Below are 14,915 nucleotides of genomic sequence, written 5' to 3'. Positions count from 1 at the left end.
TTGTTCGGCTTCAGCGTTCCAGCACCCAGGTATCCTTGGTGCCCCCGCCCTGCGAGGAATTCACCACCAGCGACCCCTCGCGCAGCGCCACGCGCGTCAGCCCGCCCGGCACCATGCGCACTTCCTTGCCCGACAGCACGAACGGCCGCAGGTCGATATGGCGCGGCGCGATGCCCGATTCCACATAGGTCGGGCAGGTGGACAGCGCCAGCGTCGGCTGGGCGATGTACTGCTCGGACCGCGCCTTGACCACCTCGCGGAACTGGTCGATCTCGGCCTTCGTCGCGGCCGGGCCCACCAGCATGCCGTACCCCCCGGCACCGTGGGTTTCCTTCACGACCAGCTCGGCCATGTGGTCGAGCACGTATTGCAGGTCATCGGGCCGGCGGCACATGTAGGTGGGCACGTTCGACAGGATGGCCTCTTCGCCCAGGTAGAAGCGGATCATGTCCGGCACATACGGATAGATCGACTTGTCGTCGGCCACGCCGGTGCCGATGGCATTCGAGATCGTCACGTTGCCGGCGCGATAGACCGACAGCAGCCCCGCCGCACCCAGCGCCGAATCGGGCCGGAACACCAGCGGATCGAGGAAGTCGTCGTCCACGCGGCGGTAGATCACGTCGATCCGTTGCGGCCCCTGGGTGGTGCGCATGTAGAGGTGATCGTCCTCGACGAACAGGTCGCTGCCCTCCACCAGTTCCACGCCCATCTGCTGGGCCAGGAACGCGTGCTCGAAATACGCGGAGTTGTACATGCCCGGCGTGAGCACGACCACGGTAGGGTCGGCGATATTCTGCGGCGACACGCTGCGCAGCATGTCCAGCAGCAGGTCGGGATAGTGGGCCACCGGCGCCACGCGGTTGCGGGCGAACAGGTCGGGGAACAACCGCATCATCATCTTGCGGTTTTCCAGCATGTACGACACGCCCGACGGCACGCGCAGGTTGTCTTCCAGCACGTAGAACTCGCCCTGCCCCGCGCGCACCACGTCGATGCCGGCCACATGGGCATAGATGTCGCGCGGCACGTCGATGCCGAGCATCTCGGGCCGGTACTGGGCGTTGTTATAGATCTGGTCGGGTGGAATCACGCCGGCACGGATGATGTCCTGGCCGTGGTAGATGTCATGGATGAAGCGGTTCAGCGCCGCCACCCGCTGGCGCAGGCCGCGTTCCAGCGTCGCCCATTCGCTGGCCGGGAACACGCGCGGGATCACGTCGAACGGAATGGTCCGCTCGGTGCCGCTGTTGGACTCGTCCTTGTCGCCATAGACGGCGAAGGTAATGCCCACGCGCCGGAAGATCAGATCCGCCTCCGCGCGCTTGTTGTCCATGGTGGACACGGACTGCCGGCCGAGCCAGTCCGCAAAACTTCGGTAGTGAGTCCGGACCGCCCCTGGCGGCAATACCTGTCCGGCCTCGACGGCCGTTACCGTGCCGTCCTCTCGCCCTTCCAGCATCTCGTCGAAAAACCGCGCCGCCATGATGGCCGCTCCTTCGTGGAAATGGGCGCCTGCCGCGGTCCGTGCCGCCTGACTGCTCTTCGGCCCTGCTGCACGGCAATACCGCCGGCCACCCGTTTATCGATGCCTCGTCGAGTCGACGCTTCCAGCATATCCGCACCGGTAAATCCCGCAAGGGGTTGCATGCCCAAGACATGCGCCGGTACGCAAAACGGTTTAGCAAGATGCTTGCCAGCCACGCCTGGCCGGCCTTGGTGCAGGGATCAGTGCGCGGTCTTTGCCTGCCCGGCGCAAGAGACCGATTCCGGCGGGCATTTGGCCAGGATGTCCTCCACCAGGACTTCGGGCGCCCGGCGGATATCAAGCACCAGCGCGTCCCGAGGCTCTTCCAGGGTGTCGAACTGGCTTTGCAGCAGTGCCGGGTTGAAGAAATGGTCGGCGCGGGCCGACAGGCGGCCGCCGATCGTCGAGGCGTCGCCTTTCATGAACACGAAGGTCACGCCGCCGTCGGGCGGGGTCAGGCGGTCGCGGTACGTCTGGCGCAGCGCCGAGCAGGTAAAGACATGGGTGCGGCCTTCGGCGCGGGCGGCATCGATGGCCGCGCGCATGGCAGCCAGCCAGGGCCAGCGGTCTTCGTCGGTGAGCGGCACGCCGGCGTGCATCTTGGCCTTGTTGGCCTCGCTGTGAAAGGTGTCGGCATCATGGAAGCCACAGTGCAGCCGCTCTGCAAGCAGCTGGCCCACGGTGGTCTTGCCGCTGCCGGAAACGCCCATCAGGATATAGATCATGTCTGCTCCATCGAACATGGTGTCGGGTGGTATTGCCACCCTTGTCGGTAGCCGCCGGGCACGCGTCGGCGTGGCCCGGCAGTGCCCCGGGCGCCAGCGCCGCGGGGATAACGGAATGTCTGAAAGATTGGCTGTTGCGGGTCGGTGCCTGGCCGGACGTCCGCCTATTGTGCGACGGCGGACGCGGTTTTGACAGCCGCACCGGCCGTGGCCGACGACGGGGCATCGGCCTCGGACAGGTCGAGCGCGCTGCCACCCTCCTCGGCAATGCGCGCATGGCGCCGGAACAGCCCGAACAGGCCACGGCCCATGCTGAAATTCGCGAAATCGTCGGCCGGCGCCGGCACCGGCGTGCGCGCGGCAAATTCGGCCTGCACGCGGGCGTCGCCCACCAGTTCGAGCGTACCGGCCACGGCGTCGACACGAATGACGTCGCCGTCACGTACCCGCGCCAGCGGGCCGCCCGCAAGTGCCTCAGGGCCGACATGGATCACGGCCGGCACCTTGCCCGAGGCCCCCGACATGCGGCCATCGGTGACCAGCGCCACCTTGTGGCCGGCGTCCTGCAGCGCGCCCAGCGCCGGGGTCAGCCGGTGCAGTTCGGGCATGCCGTTGGCATTCGGGCCCTGGAAGCGCACCACCGCGACCACATCGCGATTGAGTTCGTCGGCCTCGAACGCCGCCTGCAGTGCCTCCTGCGAATCGAACACGCGCGCCGGGGCCTGCACGATGCGATGCGCGTCGGCCACGGCCGAGACCTTGATCACGCCACGCCCGAGGTTGCCCGCCATCAGCCGCAGGCCGCCTTCGGCCGAGAACGGCGCCGATGCCGGGGCCAGCACGGCGGTATCGCCGCTGGTGGCCGGCCCGTCGCGCCAGCGCAGCGCGCCCTCGGTCATGACCGGCTCTTCGGTGTAGCGTGCCAGGCCACGGCCCACCACGGTATTCACATCTTCGTGCAGCAGCCCGGCTTCCAGCAGTTGGCCGATCACGTAGGCCACGCCGCCCGCCGCGTGGAAGTGGTTCACATCGGCCGAGCCGTTCGGATAGACGCGCGCCAGCAGCGGCGTGACGGCCGACAGGCGGTCGAAGTCGTTCCAGTCGATCACGATGCCGGCTGCGCGCGCCATGGCCACCAGGTGGATCGTGTGGTTGGTCGAACCGCCCGTGGCCAGCAGGCCAACCATGGCGTTGACCACGGCCCGCTCGTCGACGATCTGCGCCAGTGGCGTATATTCGCGGCCCCGCGCGATCAGCGCCAGCGCGCGCTGGGCCGCCGCCGTGGTCAGCGCATCGCGCAGGCCGCTGTCCGGATGCACGAACGCCGCGCCCGGCATGTGCAGGCCCATGATTTCCATCAGGAACTGGTTGCTGTTGGCCGTGCCGTAGAACGTGCAGGTGCCGGCGCCATGGTAGGCCGCACATTCGGCTTCGAGCAGCGCGTCGCGCCCGACCTGTCCGGTGGCATAGAGCTGGCGCACGCGCGCCTTTTCCTTGTTCGACAGCCCGGAGGCCATCGGGCCGGCCGGCACGAACACCACCGGCAAATGGCCGAACTGCAGCGCGCCCATCAGCAGGCCAGGCACGATCTTGTCGCAGACGCCCAGCATCAGCGCGGCGTCGAACGTATTGTGCGACAGCGCCACGGCGGTGCTCATGGCGATGGCATCGCGAGAGAACAGCGACAACTCCATGCCTGCATTGCCCTGCGTGATGCCGTCGCACATCGCCGGCACGCCGCCCGCCACCTGCGCCACGGCGCCCACGGCCCGCGCGGCTTCGCGAATGACGGCCGGATAGCGTTCGTAGGGCTGGTGCGCCGACAGCATGTCGTTGTAAGCGGTGACAATACCCAGGTTCGGCGCATGTTCGACGCGCAGCTTGAGCTTGTCGTCGGCCGGCAGTGCCGCGTAACCATGGGCCAGGTTGGCGCACGACATGCCGCGCAGCGGCCCCAGGTCTCGCTGGGCGCGCTCGCAACGCGCCAGGTAGGCGGCGCGGCTGGCGCGGCTGCGTTCGACGATGCGGTCGGTGACGGCCGAAACTTCGGCGCGGACGTGGCCCTTGGCGGCTTGGGTCATGGCGGAATGGATCCTCGTGGGGCGATCCGGACAACCGCGCGACAGGTCTGACATGTCGCCGCAGGCCACCGGATCTGTAGATTTTCTACATTATAGCCACGGCCGACACCTCGCCGGAAGCCTTGCCACCGCGTGGAAATGGCGTTACGCGCGCAAATCCGGGTAAATCCTAGGATGAAAACCGGGCGCCAGGGGCTGCGAATCCGACAGTCGAATGTGTAGAATCTCTACATACCAAAAGACGCGACCACCCAAGGCCCGCCGTCACGACTCCCACGCACCGTTTCCCGCACGACCTTCACCATGCGCGACAGAATCCTTGCCGTCTACGACACGCTACGCCCGTCCGAACGCCGGCTGGCCGACTATGTGGCCCGCCACGGCGCCAGCGTCATCCGGCTGACCATGCCGGAACTGGCTGAACGTGCCGGCGTTTCGCAGCCGACCATCGCGCGCTTTTGCGCCGCGCTCGGCTACGACGGCTTCAAGGAGTTCAAGCTCCAGTTCGCCCAGAACGTGGGCGGCGGCACGCCGTTCGTGCATCAGGACGTGGAGGCCAACGACCGGCCCGCCGACATCGCCGGCAAGGTGTTCGACCGCACCATCGCCACGCTGATGTCCGTGCGCAATGCACTGTCCGCCGACCAGATCGAGCACGCCATCCGCCTGCTGGCCAGCGCGCGGCGCATCGAGTTCTACGGCTGCGGCAATTCGGGCATCGTCGCGCTCGACATCCAGCACAAGTTCTTCCGCCTGGGCATCCCCACCACGGCCTATTCCGATTCGCACGTGTTCAGCATGTCCGCCGCGCTGCTGCGGCCGGGCGACGTGGCCGTACTGGTGTCGAACAGCGGCCGCACCTGGGACATGCTGGCCGCCGCCACGCTGGCGCGCGGCAGCGGCGCCGGCGTCCTGGCGCTGACCCACAGCGGGTCTCCGCTGGCCAAGCTGGCCGACGTCTGCGTGTTCTCCGACGTCGAAGAGGACAGCGAGGTCTACACGCCGATGACGTCGCGCATCTGCCATCTGGTGCTGGGCGATGTGCTGGCCGCCGGCGTGGCACTGGAGCGCGCGGAGTCGGTGGCGGGCGGACTGCAGCGCGCCAAGGCCCATCTTCGCGAGCGTCGCATTGCCGGCGCGGAGCCGGCCGCAGCCAAGCCCGGTGCAAGCGCCAGCGGAAGTGCGAGCGCGAGCCCGAAGACCAGCACGCAGCCTCGCCGCGCTTCCACGGCCAGATCCGCCAAGGCGCCGGCGCGGGCCAACTGACACGCATCAACGCGGCGCGGGCGGCCCATCGCGCCAGTAGCGGCGATATCGCTGCCGATACGGCACGACCTCAAGCGCGTCGCCCGACGTCAAGATTGATATGGCACCAGTCTCGTCCGTGCGATAGCGGGCGACACCGGCCCGCTCGTAGCGCCGCCAGACATCTTCGCGCGGATGGCGGTAGCGGTTCGCAAACCCAAGCTGGAAAATCGCCAATTCCGGCTGGACGGCGCGCAGGAACGCCACATGCGATGACGTGCCACTGCCGTGATGCGGCACCAGCAGCACGTCGGCACGCAAATGGTCCGGCGGCAGGCGCTCGACCAACGCCAGTTCCTCTCGCACACCGATGTCGCCGGTCAGCAGCACGCTGCGCCGCGCCGTGGCCACACGCAGCACACAACTGCGCGCATTGCTCTGGAGCCTGCCGGCGGCCAGTTCCTCCGCCGTTGGATGGACGATGTCGAACCGCACCCCGTCCCATTGCCAGCCGTCGCCGCTCGCGCAAGGCTGCCAGTCGGCACCTTCGGCTCCCGCCATCAGCCGATGCCCGGGCGGTGCCGCCGTCAGGCGAGATCGGACAGGCACCGCCTGCATGACATCGCGCACGCCCCCGGCATGGTCGGCATCTTCGTGGCTGACCATCAGCGCGTCCAGCCGGCGCACCCCCGATGCGCGCAGGAACGGCACGACGACCTGTCCTCCGGCACTGGTGCCCGACACGTAGGCGGGCCCGGCGCCATACAGCAGCGCATGTCGGCGCGTTTCCACCAGCACCGCCGTGCCCTGCCCGACATCGAGCGCCGTTACGCGCATCTCGCCTTCGGCCACGGCTACGCGCCCGGCCATCAGCATCGGCACCATCAGGCCCGCGCCAACCCAGCGTGGAACCGGCCGCGCGATCTGCGGGCAGCCCTTGCGAGACCGCAGCATTTGCGGCCACACGGGCCGTCGCGGCACCAGCAACAGCCAGACCCCGCCGACGGCCAGCGCCGTGCGCCACCAGCCCGGATGCGCGGCCTCCCAGACCGCCCATGCCGGCGCGGCCAGCCACCCCAGACCGCTCACCAGCCACGCCAGCGCAGTGTGCGCCACGGCCAGCAACGGCGCGGCGAACGCGCCCGGCAGCACGGCCCCGGCCAGCGCCAGCGGCGTCACGAGCAGGCTTACCACCGGAATCGCCACCGCATTGGCCACACAGGACACCAGAGACACCTGACCAAACAGCAACAGCGTCAGCGGCACGAGCCCGATGGTCACGGCCCACTGCGTACGCGCGGCATTGACGATGCCGGCCCGCAGCCGGGCCATGCGTCCGCCGGCGCCCTTCTCCGCCGGCGTGGGCCGGCTGTCTTCCGGACCGTCGCGCGCATGGAGAAAAATCACCGCCACCGCACCGAAGGACAGCCAGAATCCCGGTGACATGACCGCCCAGGGGTCAATCGCCACCGCCATGCCGGCGGCCCATGCCAGCACCACCGACAGTGGCGTCGCCCGGCCGCTCCACAACGCCAGGGCAGCCACGACGAGCATCGCCACGGTGCGCAACGCCGGAATCTGCATGCCGGCAATCAGGCCGTAGCCGAGCGCGGCCAGCACGGTCACGGCCAGCGCCGCCTGCTGCGCCGGCCACACCAGCGGCAACGGACGGCGCAGCCGCCGCCCCAGCCCGAACGAATGCCGCCACAGCATGCGCGCCAGGGCGCCCGCCGCGCCAGCAATCATGGTGATATGCAGGCCCGAGATACTGACCAGATGCGAAATGCCGGTGCGCCGGAAGATGTCCCAGTCCGCCTGCGCAATGCCGCGCTGGTCGCCAATCACCAGCGCGATCAGCACGGCACCGTAGCGGGCGTCGGGCGGCAAGGCGGCACGCAGGCGATCGCGCAGGCCGGCGCGCCACATCGCGACGCGCACGGGCCACGGCACCGGCCCATCAGCGCCCAGCGCGGCGGCGCCGCGCACGTAGCCCGTGGCATGCACGCCTTCCCCCAGCAACCAGTACGCATAATCGAAGCCGTGCGGATTCGCCAGCCCGCGCGGACGGCGCAGGCGTACGGTCAGGCGGTACCGTCGGCCCGGCCGTAGCGCATCGATCGGCGGCGATGCGTCGCGCGCAGCGGCGTCGCCGGACGCCTCGTCGCGCCACGTCAGCAGCAGCCGCGCCGGCAGCGACTGCCGCGCCGGGCCGTCCGGCCAGTGCTCGACGCGGAACAGGAAACGTGTGCCATGCGGTACGGCATCGGGCAGCCCCGCAACGATGCCTTCCACCACCAGGTCCTTGCCCGCCATCTCCGATGGCAGCCAGCGTGCGATGCGCACGTCCGCGCGCCATGCGGACCAGCCCACGCCGATCAGCAGCGCCAGCGCGGCGCCCAGTGCCAGACGCCCCTGCGGCGCCCATCGGCCACGCCAGCGTGCCAAGGCCCATGCCGCACCGGCCAGTCCCATGGCAACCCCACCACCGGCCAGCCATTCGGCGCGGCCCGGCAGCATGCCCTGCTGTTGCAGCAGCCAGCCCCCCAACACAAACGCCAGCAACAGCAAGCGCATGAAGCCCCCGGATCGATGTCACGAAGGGGGCTTTGTACCGTGCAAAGGCAGGGGAAAACGTGTCCGAATGATGCGCCGGTGTGTCAAAACGTTAAATCTGCATCGCACCGGGCGGTGTGGCGCCAGAAATGGCGAAACAGCGATGACTATCGCGGCGCCATGAGGTCCGCGAACGCGCCCAGGCGGGGCAATGCGGCGACCGCATTGCGCCACATGATGTGCGCCAGCTCGCGCTCCGGCATGCCGCGTAATTCGGCCATGACGCGTGCCACGCCGGCCACCTCGCCGGGCGTGTTGCGTGCCTTGTGCTGTTCGCCGAACTGGTCGTCGGACAGCCATGCCGGGGCGATATCGGGCGCATCGGTTTCCAGCACGATGGCCTCGATGGGCAGCTCCGTGGCCAGGCGCCGGATCTGCCTGGCGCGCGAGAACGTCACGTTGCCGCCGAATCCAAGTTTCATGCCGTGCTCGACATAGCGGCGCGCCTGCTCGTGGCTGCCGTTGAAGGCATGCGCGATGCCCTGCCGCACGCCCGCGCGGCGCAGGCCGGCATAGACCTGATCCTGCGACTTGCGCACGTGCAGCAGCACCGGCAGGTCGAATTCGCGGGCGATCTTCAGCTGTTCGGTGTAAAGCCAGGTCTGGTGCTGGGCGTCCAGACCCGGCACGAAGAAATCGAGCCCGATCTCGCCGATGGCGACCAGGCGTGGATCATCGATCGATGCCGCCACCTGTTGGCGCAGCGCGTCGAGGTCGGCCTGCCCGGCGCCCGGCGTGCACAGCGGATGGATGCCCAGCGCGTAGACGCAGCGCGATCCCTCGCCGGCCAGCGCACGCACGGCGTCGAAGTTCGACACCGACACGGCCGGCAGCACGATGCCCGAGATGCCGGCCGCCAGCGCCGCTTCGATCACGTGCTCGCGGTCGGCGTCGAACTCGCGGGCGTCCAGATGACAATGGGTGTCGATCCACATAAGGCGGCGCGGGTCAGCGTTCCTGGTGCAGGTGCCCGTCGCGCAGCCTGAACACGCGGTCGCAACGGCCGGCCAGGTCCATGTCGTGCGTCACGATCACGAAGCTCGTGCCCAGCGTGCGCGACAGGTCGAGCATCAGGTCATAGACGCCCCCGGCGGTGTGATCGTCCAGGTTGCCGGTGGGCTCGTCGGCCAGCACGCAGGCCGGCTGCCCCACCAGCGCCCGCGCAATGGCCACGCGCTGGCGCTCGCCTCCCGACAGCTCGCCGGGACGGTGTTTCGAGCGGCCGCCCAGGCCCACGCGCTCCAGCACGGCCTGGGCCGCCTCGCGCGCCTGGCGCTCGGTCTGGCCGCGGATGCGCATCGGCATCGCCACGTTATCCAGTGCCGTGAACTCGGGCAGCAGGTGGTGGAACTGGTAGACAAAGCCCAGCGAGCGGTTGCGCACGATGTTGCGTTCCTTCTCGCGCAGCGACGTGAACGGCTTGCCCAGAAGCGCCACGCGGCCGGCGTCGGGGTTGTCGAGCCCGCCCAGCACATGCAGCAGCGTCGACTTGCCCGACCCCGATGCCCCCACGATGGCCACCTTCTCGCCGGCATTGACGCGCACGTCCACGCCGCGCAGCACCTCCACATCGAGCCCGCCCTGCTGGAACCGCTTCGTCAGCCCCTCGGCCACCAGCACCGGCGAGCCGCCGGTCTGGATCGACGCGGCAGGCACGGCCGCCACGTCCGGAATCAGCGTCGTGTCACTCATAGCGCAGTGCCTCCGCGGGATTCACGCGGGCAGCGCGCCAGCTGGGGTAGAGCGTGGCCAGCGTGGCCAGCACGAAGGAAATGATGCCGATGGTGGCGATGTCGTTCACGCGGGGGTCCGAAGGCAATTCGCTGATGAAATAGATGTCCTTGGGCAGGAACTGCACGTGCAGCACGCGTTCGATGAACGGCACGATCACGTCGATATTGGTTGCGATCAGCGTGCCGCCCAGCACGCCGAGCACCGTGCCGATGAAGCCGATGGCCACGCCCTGCACGATGAAGATCTTCATGATCGAACGCGGCTGGGCCCCCATCGTGCGCAGGATGGCGATGTCGGCCTGCTTGTCGGTCACGGTCATGACCAGCGTGGACACCAGGTTGAAGGCCGCCACGGCGATGATCAGCGTCAGGATGATGAACATCATGCGCTTTTCGGTCTGCACGGCGGCAAACCAGTTGCGGTTCTGGCGCGACCAGTCCCGCAGATACAGATCGCCGGACATGGTGGTGGACAACGCCTGCGCCACCTGCGGGGCGCGCTGCATGTCCTGCAGCTTGAGCCGCACGCCGGTCGGCCCGTTCTGGCGGAACAGCAGTTCGGCGTCTTCCATGTTGACCAGCGCCAGCGCGCTGTCGAATTCATAGTGACCCGACGAGAACACGCCCACCACGGTGAACTGCTTCAGGCGTGGCAGGATGCCCGCCGGCGTGATGGTGCCCTGCGGCGCCACCAGCGTGACCTTGTCGCCCACGCGCACGCCCAGGGCGTTGGCCAGTTCGCTGCCCAGCGCGATATCGAAGCCGCCCGGCACCAGCGCGTTCATGCTGCCGGCCCGGAACTGGCTGCCGATGTCGGATACCTTCGGTTCCTGGCTCGGGTCCACGCCGCGCAGCAGCACGCCGCGCACGGCGTCGTCGCGCGTGAGCATGGCCTGCGCCGCCACATAGGGCGCGGCGCCGATCACTTCCTGGTTGCGCTCGGCCTCGGCGGCGGTCTTCTGCCAGTCCTGCAGCGGCCCCGCCCCGATCACCTCGATGTGCGACAGCACCGACAGCATGCGGTCGCGCACCTCCTTCTGGAAACCGTTCATGACCGACAGCACGACGATCAGGGCGGCCACGCCCAGCGCGATGCCCAGCATCGAGATCATCGAGATGAACGAAATGAACGTGTTGCGGCTGGCGCGCTTGCTTGCGCGGGTGTACCGCCAGCCGATCTGCCACTCGTAAGGAAAGTTCAAGAGGAATCCTGTTGTTCTGGAACGCGTCGGCGCCAATTTTGCCACCCCGGGGTGACGGAAGACTGGCGCCGGCCAGCCGGAAGTTTACAATCTCGGCAACCATGATGACGCACCTGACCCTGATTGTGCCTTTTTCCGTCCCGCCTGGCGCCGGCGACGACGCCACGGACGATGTCGTCCCCGGCGCGCTGCTGCGCCAGTTGGAGTTGCCCGCGCTCGGAAAGTTGCTGACGCGCGCCACCCCGGGACCCCGGGAAACACACGACGACCCCTACCTGCGCACCCTGCCCCAGGAACGCTGGCTAGCCGGCCGCGCCGGCCTGGATACCGTCCAGGTGCCGACTGCGCCCTTTATGCGCCTGGCCGACCGCGCCGCCGCCGGCCTGCCCGCCGATGCCAGCCCTGACGCCGACACGGGCTGGGCCTGCCTGCAGCCGGTGCATATCCATGCCGCTCGCGATCATCTGGTGCTGATGCACCCTGACCAGCTCGACATCCGCGCCGACGAGGCCGACGCGCTGCGCGCGGCCATCGCCGAACTGCTCGATGAAACCGGCATCCGGCTGGAGGCGCCGCAGCCCGCCCGCTGGTACGTGCCGGACGGCATCTTCGGCGAACTGACGGCGACCACGCCGGTGCGCGCCACCGGCCGCAATATCGATATCTGGATGCAGGCCGGCCCGCGCGCGCGCGAATGGCGCCGGCTGCAGAACGAGATCCAGATGACGTGGCACGGCCATCCGGTCAACGATGCCCGCGAGACCACGGGCCGCCTGCCGGTCAATTCGGTCTGGCTGCATGGCGGCGGCAAGGCGGGCACCGCCCGCAAGCTGGCCGACACGGTACTGACCGGCGACCCGTTCATGGCCGGCCTGGCGCTGGCCGCCGGCAGCCGGGTTGGCCCGCCGCCGGCCCGTTTTGCCGAGGTGGCGAACGCGGAAGGCAGCGTCATGTGCCTGCTGGACAGCGCCACCGAAGCCCATATTGCATCCGACTGGGGCCTGTGGCTCGAACGGATGCATGCGCTGGACGCCGAGTGGTTCCAGCCCGTGCTCGATGCGCTGACCGCCGGTCAGATCCAGGCCGTCACGATGGTGCTGGGCGGCGAGAACCACTTTGCCGAATTCACGGTCACGCGGGCCGACCTGCGCAAGTTCTGGCGCGGCCTGGGCGCGCGCGGCGACTGGCGCGCACTGCTGTCGAACCTGGCCATGGCCGCCTAGCCGCCTGGCCGCCCGAACGCCACCGGAACGAAGATCATGACCCGGATTGCCATCCGCTCCTATTCCGACGACCACGCCAGCGTCCTGGCCGCCGCCGGCCTGCACCCCACGCTGGCGCGCATCCTGTCCGCGCGCGGCGTGCTGGACCCGGCCGAACTGGCCACCGAACTGCCCGGACTCGTGCCCCCTTCCGCCATGAAGGGCATCGACCACGCCGCCGCTTACCTGGCCGACGCCATCGCCGCCCAGCGCAAGCTGCTGATCGTGGCCGACTACGACTGCGACGGCGCGACGGCCTGCGCGGTGGGCGTGCGCGGGCTGCGCATGCTGGGCGCGCGCGTGGACTACATCGTGCCGAACCGTTTCGAGTACGGCTATGGCCTGACGCCCGAGATCGTCGAACTGGCCGCGCAGCAGCGGCCAGACGTGATCGTGACGGTCGACAACGGCATCGCCAGCGTCGATGGCGTGGCGGCCGCCAACGCGCGCGGCATCGACGTGGTGGTGACCGATCACCACCTGCCCGGCGCCGTGCTGCCCGACGCTGCCGTGATCGTGAATCCGAACCAGCCCGGCTGCGAATTCCCGAGCAAGAACCTGGCAGGCGTGGGCGTGATGTTCTACGTGCTGCTGGCGCTGCGCGCCGAACTGCGCCAGCGCGGGGTCTATACCAAGGACACCCAGCCGCCGCTGCAGACGCTGCTGGACCTCGTGGCGCTGGGCACCGTGGCCGACGTGGTGAAGCTCGACGCCAACAACCGCATCCTGGTGGCGCAAGGCCTGAAGCGCATGCGCATGGGCCGGATGCATGCCGGCGTGGCTGCCCTGTTCCGCGCCGCCGGCCGCGAAGCCCAGCGCGCCAATACGTTCGACCTGGGCTTCGGGCTGGGGCCGCGCCTGAATGCGGCGGGCCGCCTGGCCGACATGTCGCTGGGCATCGAGTGCCTGCTGACCGACGACGCCAACCGCGCCTGGGAAATCGCCCAGGAACTGGACGGCATGAACCGCGAGCGCCGCGATATCGAGGCCGGCATGCAGCAGGAGGCGCTGCAGATCCTGGAGCAGCCGCTGGCCGGGCTCGATCCGGCGTCACGCTACACGGTGAGCGTGTTCCACGAGACCTGGCACCAGGGCGTGATCGGCATTGTCGCGTCGCGGCTCAAGGAAAAATTCCACCGCCCGACCATCACCTTCGCGCCGGGCGACGAGGAGCACATCAAGGGTTCTGGCCGGTCGATCCCTGGCTTTCACCTGCGCGATGCGCTGGATCTGGTGTCCAAGCGCCATCCCGGCCTGCTGGTGAAGTTCGGCGGCCACGCCATGGCGGCCGGCCTGACCGTGCGCGCGAAGGATTTCGACACCTTCGTGGCGGCCTTCGAGGACGTCGGCCGCGAATGGCTCAACGAAGAGCAGCTGGCCCGGGTGATCGAGACCGACGGCGATATCGACGACGGCTGCTTCAGCCCCGAATTCGTGACCCTGCTCGAAGGCCAAGTGTGGGGCCAGGGGTTTCCGCCGCCCACGTTCTCGGGCGAATTCGAGGTACTGCGCCAGACCGTGCTGAAGGGCAAGCACCTCAAGCTGCAACTGGGGCGCGGCAGCCAGCGTTTCGACGCGATCTGGTTCAACCACGCCGACGCGCTGGACGGCGCCAGCGCACTGGTGGCCTACCGGCTCGACAACAACACCTTCAATGGCGTGACACGCGTGCAGCTGGTGGTGGAGCACGCCCAGTAGGCCGGGGCGACAGTCATCCGGCCCGTCCGAAGGCGGCGGGCCCCGGCCGTTATCCGCGCGGCGGCAGGTAGAGGGCCGGATTCACCGGCTTGCCGTTGCCGCGCACCTCGAAATGCAGTTCGTTGTCGCGGCTCATGGTGCCGATTTCCTGCCCGGCCGAAATCCGGTCGTTTTCCTTGACCAGGGGGCGGTCGAGATTGCCGTACACGGTCAGCCAGTCGTCGTTGTGCTTGATGATGACCAGCTGGCCATAACCGCGCAGCGTACCCACATGGATCGCCCAGCCCGGCGCCGCGGCGCGCACCTTGCCGCCAGCGGGCACTTCGATACGCAAGCCTTTTTCCGCCGGCGGCGCGAAGCTGCCGGCCACGCGCCCATCGGCAGGCCATTGCAGACGGATGGTGCTGGCGGGCGGCTTCGACGGCGTGGTGTCGGGGGCGGCGGCGCGCTGGCCGGAAGTGGCGGCGGGCTTGTCGGTGGCCTTGGCGGCCGAGATCCCGGCACCGGCCGGCGGCTTGACGCGAATCAGCTGGCCCACTTCGATCTGGCTAGAGTCCGAAATGTTGCTCCAGCGCGCCAGATCGGCCACCGAGCGGTTGTGGCGCCGGGCGATCGAATACAGCGTGTCGCCGCGCTCGACGCGGTAATAGCCCTCGGGCGCCGGCTCGCTGGGCGTGGTGCCGCAGGCGGCAAGCATGGCGGCCAGCGAGATCGCGGCCAGGCGCCCAAGTGTGCGCCGGCGCGCACCTTGCGGGCGCGGCACGTCGTGATGGACTGCGTGGATTCCTGTCATGCGTACGGGGAAACTCCTGATCGTGGCCGCTATTG

The 14,915-nt window shown here is 68.9% G+C and carries 11 protein-coding genes; 3 read left to right on the top strand and 8 right to left on the bottom strand.

What is annotated here, in order from left to right:
- Positions 1–10: 10 nt before the first annotated feature.
- The 3 genes from AC3G88_RS08500 to edd all read right to left on the bottom strand — a co-directional run bounded on the left by AC3G88_RS08500 (position 11) and on the right by edd (position 4,334).
- Positions 11–1,486 carry a circularly permuted type 2 ATP-grasp protein gene (locus AC3G88_RS08500; protein WP_488893265.1) on the bottom strand — a complete coding sequence of 492 codons (1,476 nt, stop codon included), beginning with the start codon at positions 1,484–1,486 and terminating at the stop codon, positions 11–13.
- Positions 1,487–1,728: 242 nt separating this feature from the next.
- Positions 1,729–2,253, bottom strand: coding sequence for a gluconokinase (locus tag AC3G88_RS08495; protein ID WP_153948924.1), 525 nt, complete (start codon positions 2,251–2,253; stop codon positions 1,729–1,731).
- A 164-nt stretch (positions 2,254–2,417) separates the two neighbouring features.
- Complete coding sequence (edd, locus tag AC3G88_RS08490) at positions 2,418–4,334, bottom strand: phosphogluconate dehydratase (protein ID WP_488771307.1); 1,917 nt, start codon at positions 4,332–4,334, stop codon at positions 2,418–2,420.
- Positions 4,335–4,637: 303 nt separating this feature from the next.
- Between edd and AC3G88_RS08485 the strand changes: the two genes are divergently transcribed.
- Positions 4,638–5,600 (top strand): MurR/RpiR family transcriptional regulator, encoded by a 963-nt coding sequence (locus tag AC3G88_RS08485; RefSeq protein WP_488771305.1) that lies wholly within the window; start codon positions 4,638–4,640, stop codon positions 5,598–5,600.
- A gap of 6 nt (positions 5,601–5,606) precedes the next feature.
- Here AC3G88_RS08485 and AC3G88_RS08480 read toward each other — a convergent pair whose 3' ends face one another.
- From AC3G88_RS08480 to AC3G88_RS08465, 4 genes are all read right to left on the bottom strand, one after another.
- Positions 5,607–8,153, bottom strand: coding sequence for a DNA internalization-related competence protein ComEC/Rec2 (locus AC3G88_RS08480; protein ID WP_488893264.1), 2,547 nt, complete (start codon positions 8,151–8,153; stop codon positions 5,607–5,609).
- Between the two features lie 146 nt (positions 8,154–8,299).
- Positions 8,300–9,127 (bottom strand): TatD family hydrolase, encoded by an 828-nt coding sequence (locus tag AC3G88_RS08475; RefSeq protein WP_488771301.1) that lies wholly within the window; start codon positions 9,125–9,127, stop codon positions 8,300–8,302.
- Positions 9,128–9,140: 13 nt separating this feature from the next.
- Entirely contained in the window at positions 9,141–9,884 is a 744-nt protein-coding gene (gene lolD / locus AC3G88_RS08470; RefSeq protein ID WP_254775841.1) for a lipoprotein-releasing ABC transporter ATP-binding protein LolD, read from the bottom strand.
- Positions 9,877–11,127 (bottom strand): lipoprotein-releasing ABC transporter permease subunit, encoded by a 1,251-nt coding sequence (locus AC3G88_RS08465; RefSeq protein ID WP_400393403.1) that lies wholly within the window; start codon positions 11,125–11,127, stop codon positions 9,877–9,879. Before AC3G88_RS08465 ends, lolD begins: the two co-directional genes overlap by 8 nt.
- Before the next feature lie 101 nt (positions 11,128–11,228).
- On the opposite strand from AC3G88_RS08465, the gene AC3G88_RS08460 reads away from it, so the two are divergent.
- Together AC3G88_RS08460 and recJ are read left to right on the top strand one after the other, a co-directional pair.
- Positions 11,229–12,350 carry a hypothetical protein gene (locus AC3G88_RS08460; protein ID WP_488771299.1) on the top strand — a complete coding sequence of 374 codons (1,122 nt, stop codon included), beginning with the start codon at positions 11,229–11,231 and terminating at the stop codon, positions 12,348–12,350.
- A 36-nt stretch (positions 12,351–12,386) separates the two neighbouring features.
- Positions 12,387–14,087 (top strand): single-stranded-DNA-specific exonuclease RecJ, encoded by a 1,701-nt coding sequence (gene recJ / locus AC3G88_RS08455; RefSeq protein WP_092596318.1) that lies wholly within the window; start codon positions 12,387–12,389, stop codon positions 14,085–14,087.
- A gap of 49 nt (positions 14,088–14,136) precedes the next feature.
- Here recJ and AC3G88_RS08450 read toward each other — a convergent pair whose 3' ends face one another.
- Positions 14,137–14,871, bottom strand: coding sequence for a peptidoglycan DD-metalloendopeptidase family protein (locus AC3G88_RS08450; RefSeq protein ID WP_488771373.1), 735 nt, complete (start codon positions 14,869–14,871; stop codon positions 14,137–14,139).
- Positions 14,872–14,915: the final 44 nt, after the last annotated feature.

The sequence above is a fragment of the Cupriavidus sp. 86D6 genome (assembly GCF_057815095.1).
This window is presented reverse-complemented; position numbering and strand designations above follow the sequence as displayed.